At 66.1% G+C, this 19,300-nt stretch carries 20 protein-coding genes; 5 read left to right on the forward strand and 15 right to left on the reverse strand.

The features are described 5' to 3' along the window. Positions 1-16: 16 nt before the first annotated feature. Complete coding sequence (locus DAT37_RS09660) at positions 17-1,729, reverse strand: acyl-CoA dehydrogenase family protein (RefSeq protein WP_109524342.1); 1,713 nt, start codon at positions 1,727-1,729, stop codon at positions 17-19. Positions 1,730-1,882: 153 nt separating this feature from the next. On the opposite strand from DAT37_RS09660, the gene DAT37_RS09665 reads away from it, so the two are divergent. Then, on the forward strand, positions 1,883-2,398 hold the full coding sequence (locus DAT37_RS09665) for a GNAT family N-acetyltransferase (RefSeq protein ID WP_109524343.1): 516 nt from the start codon (positions 1,883-1,885) through the stop codon (positions 2,396-2,398). 15 nt (positions 2,399-2,413) lie between these two features. On the opposite strand, the gene DAT37_RS09670 is transcribed toward DAT37_RS09665, so the two are convergent. The 10 genes from DAT37_RS09670 to DAT37_RS09715 all read right to left on the reverse strand — a co-directional run bounded on the left by DAT37_RS09670 (position 2,414) and on the right by DAT37_RS09715 (position 12,321). Continuing rightward, entirely contained in the window at positions 2,414-3,037 is a 624-nt protein-coding gene (locus DAT37_RS09670) for a TetR/AcrR family transcriptional regulator (protein ID WP_109524344.1), read from the reverse strand. A gap of 67 nt (positions 3,038-3,104) precedes the next feature. Continuing rightward, on the reverse strand, positions 3,105-4,430 hold the full coding sequence (locus DAT37_RS09675) for a pyridoxal-phosphate dependent enzyme (RefSeq protein ID WP_109524345.1): 1,326 nt from the start codon (positions 4,428-4,430) through the stop codon (positions 3,105-3,107). After that, positions 4,430-5,944 (reverse strand): type III PLP-dependent enzyme domain-containing protein, encoded by a 1,515-nt coding sequence (locus DAT37_RS09680; protein ID WP_109524346.1) that lies wholly within the window; start codon positions 5,942-5,944, stop codon positions 4,430-4,432. Before DAT37_RS09680 ends, DAT37_RS09675 begins: the two co-directional genes overlap by 1 nt. Further along, entirely contained in the window at positions 5,941-7,224 is a 1,284-nt protein-coding gene (locus DAT37_RS09685; RefSeq protein WP_109524347.1) for a heavy-metal-associated domain-containing protein, read from the reverse strand. Before DAT37_RS09685 ends, DAT37_RS09680 begins: the two co-directional genes overlap by 4 nt. Then, positions 7,221-8,540, reverse strand: a complete 1,320-nt coding sequence (locus tag DAT37_RS09690) for an aminotransferase class V-fold PLP-dependent enzyme (RefSeq protein WP_232839612.1) — start codon at positions 8,538-8,540, stop codon at positions 7,221-7,223. The genes DAT37_RS09685 and DAT37_RS09690 overlap by 4 nt, the downstream gene beginning before the upstream one ends. A gap of 148 nt (positions 8,541-8,688) precedes the next feature. Further along, a complete protein-coding gene (locus DAT37_RS09695) occupies positions 8,689-9,123 on the reverse strand; it encodes a CBS domain-containing protein (RefSeq protein ID WP_109524524.1) in 435 nt (144 codons plus the stop codon). 94 nt (positions 9,124-9,217) lie between these two features. Next, a complete protein-coding gene (locus tag DAT37_RS09700) occupies positions 9,218-10,477 on the reverse strand; it encodes a PucR family transcriptional regulator (RefSeq protein ID WP_109524525.1) in 1,260 nt (419 codons plus the stop codon). Positions 10,478-10,707: 230 nt separating this feature from the next. Beyond that, a complete protein-coding gene (locus DAT37_RS09705; RefSeq protein WP_109524349.1) occupies positions 10,708-10,887 on the reverse strand; it encodes a hypothetical protein in 180 nt (59 codons plus the stop codon). 163 nt (positions 10,888-11,050) lie between these two features. Beyond that, positions 11,051-11,233 (reverse strand): hypothetical protein, encoded by a 183-nt coding sequence (locus tag DAT37_RS09710; protein ID WP_157978370.1) that lies wholly within the window; start codon positions 11,231-11,233, stop codon positions 11,051-11,053. Positions 11,234-11,523: 290 nt separating this feature from the next. Further along, positions 11,524-12,321, reverse strand: a complete 798-nt coding sequence (locus DAT37_RS09715) for an SAM-dependent methyltransferase (protein ID WP_109524351.1) — start codon at positions 12,319-12,321, stop codon at positions 11,524-11,526. Positions 12,322-12,641: 320 nt separating this feature from the next. On the opposite strand from DAT37_RS09715, the gene DAT37_RS09720 reads away from it, so the two are divergent. Both DAT37_RS09720 and DAT37_RS09725 read left to right on the forward strand, forming a co-directional pair. Next, positions 12,642-12,866 carry a DUF397 domain-containing protein gene (locus DAT37_RS09720; RefSeq protein WP_109524352.1) on the forward strand — a complete coding sequence of 75 codons (225 nt, stop codon included), beginning with the start codon at positions 12,642-12,644 and terminating at the stop codon, positions 12,864-12,866. Positions 12,867-12,955: 89 nt separating this feature from the next. Then, the gene (locus tag DAT37_RS09725; protein ID WP_109524353.1) at positions 12,956-13,846 is read left to right on the forward strand and encodes a helix-turn-helix domain-containing protein; all 891 of its coding nucleotides are present in this window, start codon (positions 12,956-12,958) and stop codon (positions 13,844-13,846) included. A 269-nt stretch (positions 13,847-14,115) separates the two neighbouring features. Here the strand turns inward: DAT37_RS09725 and DAT37_RS09730 are convergent, their stop codons facing one another. The 3 genes from DAT37_RS09730 to DAT37_RS09740 all read right to left on the reverse strand — a co-directional run bounded on the left by DAT37_RS09730 (position 14,116) and on the right by DAT37_RS09740 (position 16,043). Next, the gene (locus DAT37_RS09730) at positions 14,116-14,424 is read right to left on the reverse strand and encodes a hypothetical protein (RefSeq protein ID WP_109524354.1); all 309 of its coding nucleotides are present in this window, start codon (positions 14,422-14,424) and stop codon (positions 14,116-14,118) included. A 413-nt stretch (positions 14,425-14,837) separates the two neighbouring features. After that, entirely contained in the window at positions 14,838-15,497 is a 660-nt protein-coding gene (locus tag DAT37_RS09735; protein WP_109524355.1) for an SDR family oxidoreductase, read from the reverse strand. 66 nt (positions 15,498-15,563) lie between these two features. Continuing rightward, on the reverse strand, positions 15,564-16,043 hold the full coding sequence (locus DAT37_RS09740) for a DUF2599 domain-containing protein (protein ID WP_109524356.1): 480 nt from the start codon (positions 16,041-16,043) through the stop codon (positions 15,564-15,566). Positions 16,044-16,238: 195 nt separating this feature from the next. Between DAT37_RS09740 and DAT37_RS09745 the strand changes: the two genes are divergently transcribed. Beyond that, complete coding sequence (locus tag DAT37_RS09745) at positions 16,239-17,360, forward strand: lipase family protein (RefSeq protein ID WP_109524357.1); 1,122 nt, start codon at positions 16,239-16,241, stop codon at positions 17,358-17,360. Positions 17,361-17,365: 5 nt separating this feature from the next. Here the strand turns inward: DAT37_RS09745 and DAT37_RS09750 are convergent, their stop codons facing one another. Beyond that, on the reverse strand, positions 17,366-17,620 hold the full coding sequence (locus DAT37_RS09750; protein ID WP_232839613.1) for a hypothetical protein: 255 nt from the start codon (positions 17,618-17,620) through the stop codon (positions 17,366-17,368). A 275-nt stretch (positions 17,621-17,895) separates the two neighbouring features. Here DAT37_RS09750 and DAT37_RS09755 point away from each other — a divergent pair, with 275 nt between their 5' ends. Continuing rightward, positions 17,896-19,122, forward strand: coding sequence for a lipase family protein (locus DAT37_RS09755; protein WP_408637385.1), 1,227 nt, complete (start codon positions 17,896-17,898; stop codon positions 19,120-19,122). Positions 19,123-19,300: the final 178 nt, after the last annotated feature.

Genomic DNA, 19,300 nt, shown 5'->3' on the forward strand with positions numbered 1-19,300 from the left:
GGAACGAGGTCGAGCGTCACGGGTTCATTTCGTACGTGCCCGCGTAACCGGCCACTTCCTCGTCGACGCGGCGGGACCGTTCGGGGTCGATGATCGGCTTGCGCAACACACTCGTCGCCCAATCCTGTTGTGCCACAGTTGATGACGACTTGCCGAACACGCCGATCGCGTACTGGGAGAAATCGCGCACGAAGATCTCGAAGATCGAGTCGACGATATCGTCGGAGGTACCGACGATCGCGGCCTGTTCCAGGATGAGCTGACCGTAGGGGAGCAGGGTGAACAATTCGCCCACCGCCAGTTGGTAGTCCAGGTCGCCGGTCTGTTCCTCGGTCGGCGGCGCTTGAACCGGGAATTGCGTGAAACTCTCGGCCAGTTCCAGGAACAGCGCCACATTCGGCAGGTGCCGGAATCCGGCGAACGCGGTGCGCCAGTCGGCGAATCGGACCTTGCCGAGCCCGGCGGCTCCCGGCTGGCGGAACAACGCCTCGTCGTCACCCGGGTCGCGACGCACCGGGACCGGGGGCAATTCGGCCGCGTTGAAGAGGAATCCCGGCATGAACTTGAGCGTGAGCGCCATGTTCACGTGCGCCGTACCCTCCAGTCGCGCCATGGAATCGATGGTCGCGCGCGCGACGGCGAAGTAGCTGTCCTTCTCGAAACCCCTGGCGGAGATGACATCGGAGAGTTCGCGGAAAACCCGTTCGCCCTCCCTGGTGACCTTCATCTTGCCGATGGAGTTGAACATCACGAAGCGCCGGTCCTCCGGCGTGGAACTGCGCATGTAGTCGATCGCGCGCTCGTGGTAGAGCTTCATCGCGTTGATGCGGATGTAGGACTCGGACAGGATCCGACGCACCTGGCCGAATTCGGTGACCGGATGACCGAAGAGGATCTTCGTCGACGCCTGATTGATCGTCTCGTGGAAACAGTGCTGCACGATGCCGAGCGTCACCATGCCGATATTGAATTTGCCGCAGTTGACGGCGGCGAGGGCGACATCGAACGCGCGCCGTCCCGTGTGCAGGACGTCCTCGGCGGAGACCGGATAGTTCACCAGATCGTAGGCGCTGACGTAGTTCTGGCCGTGCACCACGTTCTTGACCAGGACGTAGTCCGGGTGCGCGCTGTCGGCGAGGAACCACACGTAGGCGTCGGGCCCCTCCAGGTCGGTCCGTCGCCCGATGGTCGGCACGAGTCGCGCGACATTGCCGTTGCCGATGTAGTACTTGCTGCCGGTGGCGGTGAATCCGCCGACGCCGTCGGGGGTCAGCAGCATATCGGTGGCGTAGATATCGGCGCCGTGGTCCTTCTCGGACAGACCGAAGCCGATGATGCCGCCGCGGTCGAGTTCCTCGGCCGCGCGGGCGTGCGCCTTGCCGTTGCGGCTCTGCCAGATGGTGGCGAGCCCGAGGGTCGACACACCCCACGCGTACCAGTACTGGGAGCCGTAGAAGCCGGTGATCTCGTTGAACCGGGAGATGAACGCGGTATCCCAGCGTTTGTCCGGGTCGGCGCCGGCGTGGGCTTTCGGCGTCGCCATGTAGGCCAGGACTCGGGATTCGGCCAGGAAGGCCATCCAGTCGTCGTACCACTCCGCGCGGTGGGCGTCCTCGGTGAGCGCGACTTTGCCCTTGTCTTCGAAGAATCCGACGACGGCGGTCAGCAGTTCGCGTGTCTTCGGGTCGAATTCCGCGAAGGTCTCGGTTCTCGGATTGAACAACGGCATGGCGGCACTGCCTTTCCTCTGGCTTGTCCACATGTGATGGCGGCTGCCCTCACATTAGAAGTGATGGCGGGCGTCGTCAAATGCCGTCCGGTCTCTTTCCGGCGTCAGGAGGAACTGTGGAAGGCTGCTTACACGAGAGAAAGAGGACAAGTGATGGAGTCGCCGCCCGCAGACACCGCGCCGCAGACACCGGCGCTGACCTATCGCGCCCCCACCGAGGAAGACCACGCCCGCGTGCTCGCCGTCCTCGACCGGTGGTGGGATGGACTGGGTGGCGACGACGGCGCCCGACAGCGCGCGGGCCTGCTGCCGCGACTGTTCTTCCAGCACTTCACCGACACCAGCGTCGTCGTCGAACGCGACGGTCACCTGGTGGCGTTCCTCATCGGATTTCTGTCGCAGTCCAGGCCGAAGGAGGCCTACATCCACTTCGTCGGCGTCGATCCGGCGCTGCACGGGCACGGTCTGGGCGGCGAGCTCTACCGTCGATTCTTCGACGCGGTGCGCGCGCACGGACGCACCATCGTGCGGGCCATCACCTCCGAGACCAACACCGGTTCGCGCGCGTTCCACGCGCGGATGGGTTTCACCGAGGCCGAACAGAGCTTTCCCGGCTACGACGGCCCCGGCACGACGCGGGTGACCTTCGTCCGAGAACTCGAGCCGTAGCCGGACCGGCCGGATCTAGCCGTAGATGCCGCGATACGCGGTGATGGTGGCGACGCAGTGGTCGACGATCTGTTCGCGGCCCGCCCGCAACGATCCGTTCAGCCAGGCGGAGAACATGCCCGCGTTACCGCTGGCCATCGTCACCGCGGCGAGCCTGCGTCGCACCGGATCCTCGATACCGGTGAACAGGTGGTCCTGGATGAGTCGGGTGAAGGCGGGCATCACCGCGATCGTGGTCTGGCCGAGGCCGGTGCTGGAATAGGGCTCGACCAGGAACAGTCGGGATTTACGCGGATCCTCCAGCACCTTGTCCACCAGCAGTTCGGACAGGGCGCGATCCCGCGTCGGATCGTCGGCCACCGCGAACGCCGTCATCGGTTCGAGGAATTCCTCGGCAACCTGCCGGTAGAGCACGTCGAGCAGTTCGTCGCGGCTGGTGAAACTCTCGTAGAAGTAGCGGTCGGTGAGGTTGGCCCGCCGACAGACCGCGCGCATCGTGACCCCGGCGGCGCCGGCCTCACCGATCAGGTCGAGCGCCGCCTCCAACAGCGCGATACGACGCGCCTCACGTCGCTCGGTGAGCGTCGTCCCGCCCCAGATGCGGGGACCGGCGTCCTCTGATTCCTGACCTGTCTGCACGGTTTCACAGTAATGCGCCGTGGTGGGTGCGCTCGAATCCTGGCCTCGCGGACCCGGCGGTGCCCACTCACGCACCGCTTTCCATCGGGAGTCCGGCGTCACGCCACGCGGTGATTCCGCCGTCGAGACCGGCCGCGTCGATGCCCGCCCGGCGCGCGAGCGCGGCGAACCGCGACGACACCTCGCCGACCGGACAGACGAACACCACCGGCCGTGACCGGGCGAACGGCATCCCCTGGGCGAACATGTCCTCGAGTTGATCGTCGCGAATATTCAGCGCACCGGGGACATGGCCGATCCGGTAGGCCATCGCCCCCCTGGTATCGATGACGAGGGGGTGTTCCCGCGCGTCGAGCCGGACCAGTTCGGCAGGTGTCAGCACCGGTGTCGCGGCGATCTCCCCGGCGCTCGGCGGGCTCCGCCGCTGCGGCTTGCCGAAGAGTTCGGGTCTGCGCCGCTTGATGTAGGACAGATACGGCTCTATGCGGTCGCAGACGAGGACGACGGCGACGACCGGATCGTCCGCGCGGTCCGAGAGATCCAGTGCGCCGAGGGTTTCCAGCGCCGCCGCGTAGGAAGCGCCGCTGGTCGGACCGGCCAGGACGCCGTAGCGGGTGGCCAGCTCCACGGTCGCGTCGATCGCGACGCCGGATTCCACCGTCACGATGTGATCGTAGAAATCCGGTCGGAAGAGTCCGACATCCCACATCTCGGTTTCGGAGCGGATGCCGGGGATGAAATCGGACCGTTCGGAGACGACGGCGACGGTGCGCAGTTCGGGATTGTGTTTGCGCAGGTAGGTCGCCGTGCCCCGGGTGGAGCCGGTGGTGCCGAGCCCGCCGATCAGATAGTCGACGCGTACGCTGCCGTCGTCGGACAGGTCGTCGTGGATTTCCCGGCCGGTGCCGAGACTGTGCGCCTCGACGTTCTTCTCGTTGGTGTACTGCGACGGATGATGGTACGCGCCGGGCTCTTTGGCCATGGTCGCCTCGATCACCGAGTACACATCGTTCGGGGTCGTCGGATCCGGGCATTCGGACAGGCCGGGAAGTTCGACGATATCGGTGCCGAGAATCCGCAGCAGATCACGGACCTCCCCGACCTTGATCCGATTGGTCACCGCTCGCAACCCGATACCGTGCATCGCCCCGAGGACGCGCAGCGCCTTGGCGGTGTTCCCGCTCGACGCCTCGATGAAGCCGCGGCCGCTCGCGGCGACGTCGTCGAGTTCGTCACGGATCATGGCCCAGGCCACCCGGTCCTTGACCGAGCCGAACGGGTTGCAGGACTCCAGTTTCGCGTACAGTTCGACATTCTCCAGGCCGTGCACCCGGGGATCGAGGCGCAGCAGCGGGGTGTCGCCGATCAATTCGGTGATGTGGTCGTAGCGCATCAGATCGCCCCGTTCACCCGGGGAACACAGGGGTATTCGACCGCGACGTCGGGTTCGTATTCGGTGTCGGGGCCGGTGTGGAAGACGCCGTCCCGTCGCGTCACCGCCACTTTCGCGGGCGGACGATGCCGGGAGGCGGCGGCCGCGGACAGATCCATGTGGTAGGCGGCGGTATTCGGGAAGACCAGCAGATCACCCGGTCGTGGGCGGCGCGGCAACCAGACCAGGTGATTGGTGATCAGATCCCGTTCCAGACACAGGCGTCCCGCGATGTACACGCCGAGCGGGCCGGTGTCGGCGGTGGCGCGCGCCCGCCGGGCCGATGCCCCGTCGAATCCAGCGGGTGCCGAACCGAATTCGTCCCGGACCGGTGGGAGCAGGATCGGATCCACCATGACCTCCTGGTCGGCGGGTGTCACCGCGTCGCGGCTGATGTCCACATGCACCAACTCGGAGCCGTCGGCGGTCTCCTTCGTGAATTCCACGCGGGCCACGGTGATTCCGGCGTGGTCGACCAGCGCCTTACCCGGCTCGGTCCACAGGGTGAGCAGATTGTCGGTCGCGACCTGCGCGACGCTGCGCCCGCCGTGGTTGTCCAACGGCGAGGTGAGCAGATCGTCGAGGAGACGATCGGCCGCGAGAGTATTGGCGTACTTGTGGAATACGGGTACGCCGTGCACGGCGGCGCCGTCGACGTGATAGCCGAACATATTGCCCGCCCAGCTCATCGGCGCACCGCGGCCGAGCAGGGATTCGCGCAGGAGTCCGACATAGGCGTCGAATCGATCCGCGTCGGCGGTGAAGACCTGCCGGAGTCCGCCGCCGATATTCACGACCGAGGGGCTGAGCCCGTGGCCGTACGCCTGTTCGACCAGACCGAGACAGGCGTCGAAGGCGCGCACCCGTTCGGCCTGTTCGCCGGAGTCGAGATGGAAGGCGAAGCCGAGGAAGTCGAGTCGGTCACGATGGGCGCGCAGCAGGTCGAACGCCTCGTCCATCCGGTGCAGCGGTACCCCGAATCGGCTGATCGGCGTGCCGTCGAAGCCCGAGATACGCAGCAGGACCGGCACCGCCGCGTCGGCGAGTTCGGCGATCCGGCCCAGTTCCCACAGATTGTCGACATTGATCGTGGACCCGGTGCCGACCAGATGCCGCAGGAATGTCTCGCCCTTCGGGCCGGTCACTTCGATCCGTGCCGATCCGAACCCGGCGTCGACGGCCTCGGCCCACTCCCACGGCGAGGAGACATCGATCGAGACCCCCGCCCGCGCGGCGACACGGACGAACGCGCGCGACTGGTTCACCTTGTGCGCGTAGCAGATCCGGTGCCCCGGCACGCGGCGATCGAGCACCTCCCGCAAACGCGCCAGATTCTCGGCGTAGACCTGCGGAAACAGCAGATGCACGGGTGATCCGAAAGCGGACACGGTCGCCTCGACCGTGTCTCGGCTGTCGAGGAACGCGAGCACCATCGGGTGCAGTTTCGCCGGTAACGTCGGCGGCGGTGGGGTCATACCGCGGTTTCCGACACGTGCGTGGTGGCGGGCCGCGTGCCGGAAGGCTGCTCGGAAACCGGGTTGTATCCACCGTCGCGGATCGCCTCGAAGGCTCGCGCCCGGTTGCGCGGGCTACGGAATTCGGCCACCACCCGCTTGCTGATCAGATCGACCTCCCCGACCGCGATATCCATGGACTCGAGGACGCCGGTGATCGTTCGGACGCAGTGTTTGCAGTTCATATCGGGGATGTAGAAGATCCGGTCCTCGGCGAGGACGGGGCCCTCGGCGGTCGACTCGTCGATATCCCCCGCGATCTCGTCGATATCGCATCGCCCGACCATCTCCTCGAAAACGGTGACCAGACGTTGCACCACCACCGGAAGGACGCTGTAGTGCGCACCGCCGAGTCGATGCGGTACGGCCGCCGGACAGGCCGGTCGGGTGCCGACGGGCAACAGCGCGTACTGGCGGGAGATGAGGTCGAGGTCGTCGTGGTACTTCGTGATCGCGTCGGCGACACTGAGCCCCTCGACGCCGGTCGCGCGCCGCATGACCGCGTGCGCGTCGGCGATGGTGGCATCCTTCATCGCACGCAGCGTCACCACGGAATCGGCGGTGTAGCGCACGGTCCCGTCCGGTTGGGACGCGAATGTCACCGGGATCATTCCGCGACGGTAGGTCGAGGCCTGCAACTCCCAATACCATCGGGTCGCGACCGCGGGGAAGATGCCCGAATCGCGCATCCCCCTGGCGAATTCGACGGCATCCCGGTAGGGGGTCTGCCGTGCCAGCAGCGCGTGCTGAGCCAGCGCGCGACCGGCCGCCTCGATCCCGACCCGGAAGATCTCCAGCGGATCGTGATCGGTGGTCGTCGCCTCCAGGACCTCGTGTTCGGGCGGGCCGAGCGCGGCCACCCGCCGGTGCAGCGCGGCATTCGCGGTGAGGGTGTGCCAGAGGTCGAGCACCGTCTCGCGCACGGCGATCGGGACGATCGGTCCGAGACCGTCCGCGCGGTAGTGGCCGGTATTGGGAATGCCGTCACTGTCGGTCCAGGCGATACGGTGGGTCGCGGTGGTGACCTGCGCGGCTCGGCACGGACGCATGAACCGCTCGAGGTACAGCCGCTGCGAGTAGGTGAGATGGCTGCCCGGTTCGGTGCGCAATTCGGCGCTGCCGAATCGGAGACGGCGGGGCTCCGGTGCGACCGGTGGCCCGTCGAACAGGCCGGGCCGGGCGAGTTCGGCCAGGATCCGGGACGCGGCCCTCCTGTCGTAGCGCGGGTCGTCGCTGCTCACGAAACCTCCTGGGCGATGGTCCGCACGCACCGGATTAACCGGTCGATCTCCTCGGCGGTGTTGTAGATATGGGTGCTGACCCGCACCGAGTCGACATCCCTCGTGCCGTCCTCGTCGGACACGGTGCAGTGCAGGCCGGTGCGCACCAGGAAGCCGAGTTCGCTCAGGACGAAACCCGCGTCGGCGGAGGTGATTCCGGTGAGCGTGAACGAGACGATGCCGTACCCGACCTCGCAGGCCGCGTAGGCGGGTCCCGGCAGGAAATCCAGCCCGGGCACCTGCCGCAGTCCGTCGATCAGCCGCAGGGTGAGTGCGCGATCGTGCGCGGCGATCACCGCGAGATCGAGGGATTCCAACACATCCAGGGCCGCGCCGAGCGCCAGGATCCCGGGAATATTGTGGGTGCCGCCCTCCATCAGTTCCGGCATTCCGGTCGTGGTGAGACCGGTTTCGGTCAAGCGGACACCGCTGTTGCCGCCGGGCAGGAACGGCAGCAGGCGATCGTGGATCCGGCGGTGGCAGTAGAGAACTCCGGTGCCCGGCGCGCCGAACATCTTGTGCGCGGAAAAGATCGCGAAATCCGCGCCGAGTTCGGTGACGTCGATCGGCAGATGCCCACCGCTCTGGCTACAGTCGAAACACAGCAGCACCGACGGGTCGATCCGGCCGCGCAATTCCTCCAGGGTGGTCCGGCCGCCGAAGACGTGGTGCAGATGACTCGTGGTGACCAGGCGGGTACGCGGCGTGGTCTTCGCGAGGATATCGTCGGTATCCGCCTCGCCGGTCGCGGTCATCCGATACGGGATGAGGGTGATCCGCCGTCCCGAGCGCGCCAGCAGTTCGCGCAGATGATGCCACGGGTAGACGTTGGACACGTGATCGCCCGGGTTGTAGAGGATCTCGTCACCGTCGCGAAGCTCGGCGAATCCCCACGACAGGGCGACGGCGTTGAGCGCGGCGGTCGCGCCGGAGGTGAACACGATCTCGTCGGGATGGTCGGCGCCGACGAATGCCGCGGTGCGCGTGCGGATCCGGGACAGCCTCGTGCCCAGCGCCGTCGCCCACGGATAGGTGCCGCGCCCGGCGTTGGAGGTGTGCGAGGAATGATAGCGATGGACGGCGTCGATGACGGCCAGGGGTTTCTGGGTGGTGGCGGCGCTGTCGAGGTAGACCTCGGTCGAATCGGCCAACGCGGGGAACATCTCTCGGACCGGCACGGTGAGACCGGGGGAGTGCGCGTCCCCGGTCGTCCACCGCGTGGCGGTGGACGTGGTGGTGGGCGGGGCGGCGCGCGACCCGGGCGCGGATGACCGCAATGTGACGCTCCCTTCGCAGGACGCGCTGGACGTCACCAACGATACGCACATTTCCGTGGGACATCGAAGAATTCAGGTGGACAACATGTTTCGCGCGCACGGCAAGGCCGCGTCGCGGCCGATGTCCGCGACGAGCCGACGACACCGATCAGTACTGACCTTGCACGTATTCGACGAGGCGCTGGCGTTCGGTGGCCAGTTCGGAGATGGCGCTCTTCACCACGTCGCCGATGCTGACGATCCCGACCAGTCTGCCGTCGTCGACCACCGGCAGATGTCGGATCCGATGGTCGGTCATGATCCGGCGCAGACCGTCGACCCGGTCGTCGGGCGCGCACACCCGCACATCCGCGGTCATGATCTCCGCGACCGTGATATCGAGTAGTCGCGCGCCGTGTTCGTACATGCTGCGGACCACGTCACGCTCGGAGACGATGCCCGCGATCGCGCGGCCGTCGGACGAGACCACCACCGCTCCGATATTGTGCGCGGCCAATGTGGCCAGCAGTGCGCGCACCGTTGTCTCGGGCGCGACGGTCGTGACGTCGGCGCCTTTCCTGCGCAGGATTTCGGCGATTCGCATATTCACACCATCCAGGGGCACGGGGTTCCAGGATCCCCCGTCACGCCGTGGCCGTCCAGCACGAATTCGACACGGTATATACGCGCGATATATCTCAGAGACGTCGGGTCACGCTGCGGTCGAGGTCGCGGGCGAGCAACGCGATGGCCGCCTGCGAGATACCCGACGAGGTCGCCAGGTCGATCGTGGTGAGCTGGGCGATGCGTCGCAGTCGATAGTCGACGGTGTTGGGATGGACATAGAGCTGACGCGCGGTCAGTTGTCGGTTCATGTCGTTGCCGAGGTAGGCGCGCATGGTGTCGAACAATTCCTGGTGGGCGTCGAGTGGCTCCAGGATGGTCGCGATGCGCCGCACGGCGGGTCCGCCGCGCGTCAGTTGATACTCCACCGCCAGATCGTCCATCCGGTAGAGGCCCGGTTCGCGTCCGCCGACCCGCACCAGATTGAGCAGTTCGTGGGCCTGATCCGCGGATTCGGGTACCTGATCGGTGTCGGTGACCACCACGGTCGCGGTGATCGGCACCCCGGCGGCCTCGGTGAGCGTCGCCAGGACCTCGGCCGTCAGGGTCGGACCCGCGTCGGAGACGGGAATGAGCAGCGTCCCGCCCTTGGTGGAGAGCAGCGTCAGTGCCCGCGCTTCCAGCGAGGTGGCGAGTTCGGACTGTAGCCTGCGCAGTTTGCGTCGTGCCGCGACCTGGGAGTCCACTCGCGGATCACGCTCGTCGGCGTGTTCGGGGATGGAAAGCGCCACCACCTCGTAAGAGTCGGCGATCGGAATCCCGGCCTGCCGTGCCAGCGCCGAGCTGCGGCGCCCACTCAGCAATGCCGAGGCAAGCGTCTGGGACGCCGTCTGATGTTCCCTGGCGACCAGGTGCTGTTCATCGACGTAGGCATCGGAGACCGCGACCGTGATCGCCTCGAGAAGTTCGAGCATGAGATCGGTCGCGACGAGGAGTTCGTCGACGTCGTCGGCCTTGGCACGGGCGGTGACCAGTCCGAACGCGATGCGTAGCCCCTGGTGGTAGGCACGCAGGATGGTGCCCAGCGGTACCGCCTCCCTCGCCCATTGCGCGGCGGCCTCGCGTACTTCGCCCAGGCGCGCGTCGTCGGGTACCGAGCGCCGGTCGAACATCTCGGCGGCCAGTGCCAGACAACTTCTGGTCATCTTGGTGACGTCTCCGCGCAATTGCTCGCCCGGCAGGGTTCGGCACGGTGCCATACAGGTGGCGAAGTATCCGACCATGCGCGAGGCGACCCGGTCTGTGTTCTGTAGCGGCACCGACGCGGGTCGGCCGCCGATTTCGAGCGCCGAGTCCGGCGTCTCAGCGGACAGGTCCAGCGTGGAGAAGGTCATACGTCGCTCCAGTGATTCTCGGGCGTAATACATCTGCGTCCGAATTGTTACATCACTATACGAAATAGTTATGAACCTGGCGAGGGTTCATGGGACTTCTTCTGGTACTGGAGAGTTCTCGCAGGGCCTTCGGGACCTGTTGCGGGAGAATCGGATCGAGGATCGCCGACGAGAGGGCGGCGGCCGCGGGCCCGCCGCGGTCGCCGATGCCCTCGAAGGGAGGTGGGGGTCTATCCGCCGGCGCGCTCCGCCGCTCCGCCGCTGCGGATTTCGTGCTCGATGGCTACCGCGGCGTAGTGCTGACCGCTCGCACGCAACTGGGCGATGCGGTGATGCAAGGCCTCCGTGCCGTAGACGGCGGCGATGTCGGCGATGCCGAGCCTGCGGGAACGGTGTGGTGACTGGTCCATGCGCGCCTCTGGACTACTGGCGCATCCGAAATCCGCTCGGCGACGTCGGCGCGGGCTCCGGATGCGAAATCCCCTGATCTAACGCGCTCGAGTGTAGGGCGGCGTATGGTACAAATGCAAGCACATTTGTACGAACATCAGTGTGCACAAGTGGATTTGCGAGCTACTCGTCGTCGAGGCCGGCGGAGAGATACGCGGCCGCCGCGAGCCACTGGCGACACTGTGGTCCGTGAACCTCGTGCAGGGTGAGGATTTCGCGAGCGCGACGGTAGGTGAGGCCGCCCGGTTCGGCGCCGCAGTCGGTCACCGCTCGTTCCGCGACGGTGCGGGACCGTGCTACATCCACGCCGACACCGTTGATACCGGACGAGCGGGGAGCACGAAATGCCTGGCTCATATCGACCGCCCCTCGCTTGCGGCTCGGGGGAGTCGAAGTGCGCGGTGACGCCGGAGAGTTGTCTCGGCGTTATCTCCCCGTTTCACGAGAACGAGTTTATGCGTTCGCACGTTGCGGATGCAAGTACATTTGCAAGAACGCCCATGGTATTCGGAAAAACCGCCCGATATGAAAATAGCGGTTTCCGACCTACCGGTCGGAAACCGCCACTGGCTGCTTCGAATTCGCGGGAAAGCAGCTCAGACTTTGCGGGCGACCGCGCAGTAGGCCGAAATGGGACGGATCTCGCCGACTTCGGTATCCGGGGCACGCCACTGGGTGATCGAGGTGAAGCCGGGCTCGACCAGCTCGAGGCCGTCGAAGACGGCGCGGATCTGGGCCTGAGGCCGTGGAACATACGGTGTGCCACCGGTTCCGGTGTAGTTCTCGCACAGGGTCACGTAGGCGGGACTGTCGTCGCTGCCGTCCCACATCACCAGATAACTGCCTGCCGGAACGGCGTCGAGCACGGTGTTCACGATACGCAGCAGGTCGTCGTAGGACTTGGCGTGGCCGAGCACGCCCATGAACATGACGGCGATCGGCTGGTTGAAATTCAGCACGTTGCGGGCGTCGGCGATGATCTGCTCGGGGAAGTGGTAGTCCGAATCCACGTAGGTGGTCACACCTTCGGGGGTCGTGCTGGTCAGTAGCGCCCTGGCGTGGGTCAGGACGAGGGGGTCGTTGTCGACGTAGACGACCTTCGATTCGGGTGCGACGCTCTGCGCCACCTGGTGGGTGTTCTGCATGGTCGGCAGTCCGGTGCCGATGTCGAGGAACTGGCGGATGCCCACCTCGCCCGCGAGGTAGGTGACGGCGCGGATGAGGAACTGGCGCGACTGCACCGCCATGGTGGTGATGTCGGGGTCGACCTCGATGCCGGCATCACCTGCGATGCGGTCGATTTCGTAGTAGTCCTTGCCGCCCATCCAGTAGTTCCAGATGCGGGCCGAATGGGGAATATCGGTTCTGATCAAGGGGGCGTTGTCTTCTGGCATTCCTCTAGCTCCTCAGCAAGCGTGTTCGGCGGCACGCCGTGAAGGGTGTCGCGAATGGCTGGTACATCCGATGTGCACTGTGACAGTACAAGATTCGGGTCGCTCTAGCGGCCCGGATCGGTGACCTGAGCACGGGATTCGCGTGGCCGCATCGGAATAGCCCAACAAAGCCGACCGGTAGGTCCAATTTATTCGGTGCGCCGCGGTGAACTCCGTGCTATCGTCCTCGCGTCCGTGCGGATGCAAGAACGTTTGAGCGTGCATCTGCAAGTCCGAAAACATGATTCGTCATTACACCGGTGTGATCCGAGGAGTGGAAAATGCCCGATACATCTGTGCGCAAGATCGAAAGCGCTTGGCGCAAGAGTTCGTTCAGCGGTCCGAACGGTGGGAACTGCGTGGAGGTCGCGGAGGCGTCGGGTGGCTTGGTCGCCATGCGCAACTCGCGTGATCCCGAGGGAAGCGTGCTGTTCTATACCCGGCCGGAGATCGACGCGTTCGTTCGCGGAGCCAAGGCGGGAGAGTTCGACGATTTGACTAGCTGAAAGGTAACATTGCGGTCGGTGCGGTGTGTCCTACAGGGGTGCGTATGTGACACACTGATGGGCAACCTCGAGTATCGGAGACGAACTCCATGATCGCAGAACCCGATGACGACGGTCGTGTGCAATCAGTTGTCGCGGAACGTGGTCCGACAGTGCTTCGGATCGCGCTCGGTGGACAACTACGCAGACTCCGGGAGAGCAAGGGAATCTCCCGGGAGGATGCCGGTGAGTCCATCCGTGGATCGCACGCGAAGATCAGTCGCCTGGAATTGGGCCGCACCGGCTTCAAAGAGCGTGATATCCGCGACCTGCTGACGCTGTACGGCGTCATCGATCCGGAAGAGCGCGAAGCATTCTTGGATCTGGCGCGCAAAGCGAACGAGCCCGGGTGGTGGCACCGCTACAGCGATCTGCTGCCATCCTGGTTCAGTACCTATCTGGGGCTGGAGCAGGCGGCGGGCAAGATCCGTACCTACGAAGCGCATTTGGTGCCCGGCCTGTTGCAGACGCCCGAATACGCCAAGGCGGTTCTCACGCTGGGCACCGACGACGCGGACACCGATCGTCGCGTCGCTGTTCGCCAGCGCAGGCAGCAGCTGCTGTTCCGTCCCATCGAACCGCCCATCGTGTGGGCGGTGATCGACGAGGCGGCGCTGCACCGGCCCGTCGGCGGTGCGGCCGTGCACCGCAAGCAGATGGAACATCTCATCGACCTGGCCGACGTTCCGAATATCACCATCCAGGTACTTCCGTATTCGGCCGGTGAACATGCCGCCGCGGGAAGCTCTTTCAGCATTCTGCGTTTCGCCGAGCCGGAACTTCCGGATATCGTCTACCTGGAACATCTCACCAGCGCCCTGTATCTGGATCGCAGGCAGGATCTCGCCCAGTATCTGTCGGTGATGGATCGGTTGAGTGTGCAGGCATTGCCGCCGGACAAGTCGATCGATATGTTGCGGAAGTACGCGACCGGGCTCTGATAGCGGCCTGAAAGAATTGGGTGTTTGCCGATTGATTCGGCAAACACCCAATTTCTTTTGTCCGGTGACGACCGAGGGGTTCGTGCCACGCGTCGTCTTTCTCGGACCGTGTGGCTGCACATGGCAACGGGGACACACAACGGTCCCGCCGAAATTATCGCGGCGCTGTTCCGCGTGCCTACTGACGCGCCGATATGTCGACACGAAAAGGCTCATCGGCCTCCACGGCGGTGTGGAAGCCCGACGGCGTGCGGCGGCGTCGTTCGACGCTACTGTTTGATGAAACTGGAGGCGATGCGCCAGAACGTGGCCGGCTGCAAGGCCTTCATATCCCAGTCGTCGGCCATCGCATGCGCGATGGAGACGATCCGGTCGATATCGAAATCGTTCCGGGTGGCGGCACCGGTGGATTCGACCGCGTCGATGACGAAGGCGACCGCGGTCTCCCGCGAGTACGCGATATTTCGGTGGCCGTTGCGGGCCGCATATGTGCTCATAGTTGTCATACCGTTCGCTGGCTGGTCGGCCAGTGCGGCGTCGGCGTACCCGAGCCTGCCGCCGGAAAGTGGTCGGTCCATCTGAAAACCCCTGACATGTGGCGGCAGCAAACCATTGGCGACTCGGCCGTCGGTTCGCACACACGGCCTCCCCTGGTTGTCCCCTGTAAAGCTCTGCGGGACTGAGTTTAGGACCGTCGACCATGGGTATGCAAGTGCATCTGCACGATCGATTGCATTCGCACGAACCATTTTTCGGGGCGGATTATGAGGTCTGCTCACCCGAACCGGACGGTTCGTCGAAATATCGACTGTCGATTTGTGACATAACCCTGTCCGGCAGGGCGTGGATCATAAGGTGGGCGCCTCGCCGCCGGTGTCGACGCGACGGTCCGAACCGGACGGTGATAACCGCCCGTCGGGTGAGGTGGCGGCGTGTCACCGATGTCGGGGCATCGGCAATCCGCCGCCATCTCAACGGTTATGGCTATCTTTCAGCTAACGACCGCGGCGATCGCGTCGGCGACGGGGGTGTCGCCGCCGACGAGTTCGAGCGTTGCGCCCGCGGTCGCGGGGGTGTGCAGTAATTCCGCGAGGGTGGCGGCGACATCGGCGCGCGGTACATCGCCACGGCCGATCGGTGGCACGCCGAGCCGGACCAGTCCGGTTCCGGGGGTATCGACCAGGCGGCCGGGCCGCAGTATCGTCCAGTCGAGATCGCGGCGCCGGAGATCGTCCTCGGCCTGCGTTTTCGCGTCGATATAGGCGGCCCACACCTCGTCGGTGCCCGCGGCGGGCGGCTCGCCCGCCCCCATGGACGATATCTGCACGAATCGGCGAACACCCGCCGCCGCCGCGGCGTCCGCGAGCAGAATCGAGCCGTCGCGGTCGACGCCGTACTTACGCGCCACACCGCTGCCCGGACCGGCTCCCGCCGCGAAAACCACTGCGTCGGAACCCTTCACGAGCGCGGCGAGCTCGGGGGGAGTGGTCGATTCCAGATCTACCACGACGGGCCTGGCTCCGGTGGCGAGGACCTCGTCGGCGTGGCGTGGGTCGCGGATGAGACCGTCCACGGTGTCCCCGCGACGTGCGGCCGCCTCGGCCAGCAGCAGTGCGATCTTTCCGTGGCCGCCTGCGATGACGATATGCATCGATCGATCCTTCCTGTCGTAGGTTTCGGTGCGTGAGGTGTCCGGGGATCGACCGCGCCGTCGGGCTCAGCGTTCGGGACCGCCGGGATTGCACGACGCCGCAACGGTGCCCTGGTAACCGACGGCGGGTCGCCACGGTTCGAGATTCCAGCTCGGCTTGTTCGGCTGGACCAGCCTCGCCCAGTCCCAGTGGCAGACGAATTGATCACGCATGCCGGGGGTTTCGGCATCTGGTGATTGCGCGAGCACTTCCTGCCATGCGCGTTCCTCGTTGCCCGCCGACGTGGTGCGCCTGCCCGCGGTGGTCGGGTAGACCAGGAGACGGGGACCGTCCACGCTCTCGGTCCATTCCACGTGATCGACGAGGGGAAGGTCGGCGTACGGGTCGAATGTCGGCAGCGCGACGGTATCGGTGCCGACGGGAGGGGCGGCCGACGAGGTCGCCACGACCGTCGTTGTCGTCGGTTCCGGTGCGGCGACGGAATCGGAGGAATTCCCGGCGCCGCATCCGGCGACGACCGACGACATCGCCAGAGCGGCCGTCATCACGGCGATGGCCCGCGGGGAGCGGGTTCGGGGGGTTCCGGCTCGGTCCCGGGCTCTCGGTGTCACGTCCATCCTCTCGATCCTGGCGGTGCCTACTCGAGCGTAGCCACTCCCCGGCATACCCGTGATCGTCGACGCCGCGCCACAGTATGTGGTGGCTTGCCGAAACGGGTTCGCGGTGGTGATAGTCGATCGATGAGGTGGACTCGGAGAATTTCGGGCACTGCGGCGCTGGCGGTGACGGTCGCGCTGTCCGGCCAGGTGTCGGCGGATCCACCCGACAACCCGGGTTCGGTGGTCGAGGTGGGACCGCTGCCGGACGAGGCGTCGGTGCCGCAGGCGAGTGTCGCGCACCGCCTGATCTACCGGTCGCGCGGTCCGCGCGGTCCCATGCTGAGCGCGGGCGCGGTCTATCTGCCGACAGGAACGCCGCCACCGGGTGGATGGCCGATCGTGGCCTACGCGCACGGCACCGTCGGCATCGCCGATCATTGCGTTTTCACGCTGCGCCCGCGCGACTACTACCTGAAGTCGGTCTATCCGGCGTTGCTGGCGGCGGGATACGCCGTCGTGATCTCCGACTACGTCGGTCTCGGCACGCCGGGTACGCATCCGTACCTGGACGGTCCTTCGCAGGCGCGCAGTGTCATCGACGGGGTGCGGGCCGCCCGCGCGACCGCGCCCGAGTTGAGTACCCGCTGGGCGGTGCTCGGACAATCCCAGGGCGGCCAGACCGCCCTGTTCACCGCGCATTCCGCCGCGTCCGATGCCTCCGAACTCGATTTCCGCGGCGCGGCCGCCACCGGGGCCCCATCGAATCTGGAATTGCTCGCTCCGCTGTTCGGCCCGTGGATACCGCGACTGCCGCTGCGCAATACGACCGCGTATTTCGCCATGATCGTCGCGGGGTTACGGGCGACCGCGCCCGAATTGGATATCGATGGTTATCTGACACCCACCGGTGCCGCGGTGGTGCGCGTGGTGGAGGAGAACTGCGTCGCCGACGCGGACGCGCTGGTCCGCGATATCGCCATCGGCGACATGCTCGCGCGGCCGCTTCGCGATCCTGCCCTGCTCGAGGCGGTGCGGGCGATGCTGGAGATTCCGACGACCGGGTACACGACGCCTTTGTTCGTCGGGCAGGGGCTCACCGACCTCGAGGTCCCCGCCCCGCTCGGAGCCAAATTGATCGCCGAACTGACGGCGGGCGGTGCGGACCTGCGGGTCGGTATCTATCCGGGTGATCATCTGGGCGCGGCGCGCCAGGCCTTTCCCGACGTGCTCGCGTTCCTGCGCGGGTTGTTCGACCGGCTGTGACGCGTTCAGCGCCAGAGCGAACGGCACGGTAGTCGCCGCAGATCGGGGCGGATCATGCCGTCCACGGTGACGGTGAGGCCGGCGTGGACCGCCGCCGTGGTGAACTCCCACGCCTCGGTCCGGGTCGCCGCGTATTCCAGGACGAGGGCGTCCTCGGGGGTCGTGCCGTCGAAGTAGACGGTCACCCGTTGGGTCGGAACTTCCCGCGCGCCGTTCGTCGCCATGCCGTTCGTCGCCTCGGTTGTCGCAGTGCCGTCCATGCCACCGTCTCCCTTCCGACCAGGCGTGATATCGCCCGCTGTCTACGAAGGTAGGTCGACACCATGGTGAGGAACATGTTCCTGTTGGAGCGCTTGATAAGTCACAGCGCGCCTCCGCGAGCGCTGGGAGACTCACCAGCGGCCCTTCTTCGATCCACCCAATCGAACCGGCGGCGTCTTGTGAATTGTCAACACGTACGCGGCGAACACTGGCGTTCGGGTGGTGCCGGTACCGAGGATTGTCCACGACGTCGGCCGATGGGGAGGTACACGTCGTGCGATTCGGTGAGGTGCGCCGCGGTGGCGGTCTGCGAGCTCTGCGCGTATTCGCGCTCGGTGTGCTGCTCGTCATCGTCTCGGCGGCCCCGGGGCACGGTACGCCGTTGTATCCCGCGCCGGATCCGGATCCGTTCTACGCGGTGCCCGCGGATCTCGCGGATCGCAAACCCGGCGACGTGATCGCGGTGCGCCCGATGCCGCCCCTGTCGATCTTCCCCGATACCACCGTGACCGTCGTGCGGTTCCGTTCGACGAATTCCGAGGGCAAGCCGATCGCCGCGACCACGACGGTGCTCACACCACGCGCGCACCGCGGCGACGGTCCGCTGCTGTCGTTCCAGCACATCATCAACGGCCTCGGCGCGGAATGTTCGGTGTCGCGGGTGCTCTACACCGGTGATCCGAATCTGGTCGTCCGCGAGGCGCCCGGGTGGAACGTCCTGCTCGCGCGCGGTTGGAGTGTCGCGCTACCCGACCATCTCGGGCCCCAATTCGCCTACGGCGCGGCCAGACTCGGCGGCCAGATCACCCTCGACGGGATCAGAGCCGTCAAGCAGGTCGCCGAACTCCAGGTCGCGAAGAGTCCGGTCGCCATGGCGGGTTATTCCGGGGGCGGTATGGCGACGGCATGGGCGGCGGCCCTGGCGCCGCGCTACGCGCCGGAGTTGGAGATCGCGGGCGCGGCGATGGGGGGCGTGCCGATGAACCTCGTGAAGATGATGGAAGGTCTCGGGCTCGGCGCGCATCCGGTCTTCGGATTGGCGCTGGCCGCGGGCCTCGGACTGGAACGCGAATATCCCGAACGGTTTCCGCTCAGCGAGCAGCTCAACGAACGCGGTCTGGCCGCGCGTGACGCCATCGCGAACAGTTGCACCAACGACATCATCGCGGCCGGCGCCGGACACGGCGCACTGGATTTCGCGAAGACGACCACGATGATCGGTAACAGCACCGCCCGCGCGGTGGTGGAGGAGAACAGTCTCGAACTCTACGACGGGGTGCCGAGAACCCCGATCTTCGAATGGCATTCGCCGATCGACGCCCTCATCCCGGTCGACTCGGTGGTGAACACCGACCGGCGCTGGTGTGCCGCCGGGGTGCGGGTGCAGTCCGAACAGATTCCGGTGCCGGACCATCTCACCGCCGCCGTCATCGGCATCCCATCGGCGCTGAGCTGGTTGGACGCCAGATTCCGAGGGGAGGCGGCGCCGACCAACTGTTGAGTACGCCGCCGAGTAACTGTTGGGGACACAGATTGCGGGAATTCGGTTCTCCTTGTTGCGATTCGGCGTCGTGACACGCACAACTCGGGAACGGTCGGGCCTGCGCCCGGGCGTGTCGGGTTAGCCTGAGTGCTCTGCGACCGGCACGACAAGGGGGCATTTCGAGGTCGAAATCCGC

Origin of the sequence: Nocardia aurea, from assembly GCF_003123685.1 — a bacterium.
Lineage (GTDB): Bacteria > Actinomycetota > Actinomycetes > Mycobacteriales > Mycobacteriaceae > Nocardia > Nocardia aurea.